The sequence below is a fragment of the Cupriavidus sp. SIMBA_020 genome (assembly GCF_046535395.1).
Classification (GTDB): Bacteria; Pseudomonadota; Gammaproteobacteria; order Burkholderiales; family Burkholderiaceae; genus Cupriavidus; species Cupriavidus campinensis.
The window spans coordinates 1-945 of sequence record NZ_JAWRWU010000034.1; the positions used below are offsets into that span (position 1 = coordinate 1).

2 protein-coding genes are annotated in these 945 nt (G+C 65.0%); both read right to left on the bottom strand.

What is annotated here, in order from left to right; translation table 11 throughout:
- The coding region (locus tag SB751_RS27970) for an ATP-binding cassette domain-containing protein (protein ID WP_211942665.1) at positions 1–246 on the bottom strand (246 nt) is incomplete at its 3' end.
- A 1-nt stretch (position 247) separates the two neighbouring features.
- A complete protein-coding gene (locus SB751_RS27975) occupies positions 248–943 on the bottom strand; it encodes an ABC transporter ATP-binding protein (RefSeq protein WP_246119062.1) in 696 nt (231 codons plus the stop codon).
- Positions 944–945 lie beyond the last annotated feature (2 nt).

The window sequence follows — 945 nt, forward strand, 5'->3', positions numbered from 1 at the left end:
GTAATGCGCGATCTTGTGCGTGGGCAGACCAATGGTCTCGTGCCCGTTGACCTTGATCGAGCCCTTGCGGGCGCCGGTCAGGCCCATGATGGCGCGCATGGTGGTGGTGCGGCCCGCGCCGTTGCGGCCGAGCAGCGTCACCACTTCGCCGTGGTTCACGGTCAGGTCCACCCCGTGCAGGATGTGCGACTCGCCGTACCAGGCGTTCAGGTCCTTGATCTCAAGGGCGGGAGTGTTGGTGTTCATCTCAGTGCGCCCCCTGCAGTTCCGCGTCGACCGTGCCCATATAGGCTTCCATCACGCGCGGGTCCTTGGACACCTCCGCGTACGGCCCTTCGGCCAGGATCGCGCCGCGCTGGAGCACGGTGATCTTGTCGGCGATGGAGGACACCACGTTCATGTTGTGCTCCACCATCAGGATGGTGCGGCCCGCCGACACCTTCTTGATCAGCTGCGTCACGCGGTCCACGTCCTCGTGGCCCATGCCCTGCGTGGGCTCGTCCAGCAGCATCAGCTCGGGCTCCATCGCCAGCGTGGTGGCGATTTCCAGCGCGCGCTTGCGGCCGTACGGCAGGTTGACGGTGACAGTTTCGGCGAACTCGGTCAGGCCCACTTGCTCGAGCAGGTCCATCGCCCGGTCGTTGAGGACATCGAGCGAACGTTCGCTGCGCCAGAACTGGAACGAGGTGCCAAGCTGGCGCTGCAGGCCAATGCGCACGTTCTCGCGCACGGTCAGGTGCGGGAACACGGCGGATATCTGGAACGAACGGATCACACCGCGCCGCGCAATCTGCGCCGGTTTCTCGCGGGTGATGTCGATGCCGTTGAAAAGGATGGTGCCGGTGGTCGGCTCCAGGAATTTGGTAAGCAGGTTGAAGCAGGTCGTCTTGCCTGCGCCGTTGGGGCCGATCAATGCGTGGATCGAGCCGCGCCGCACCTGCAGGT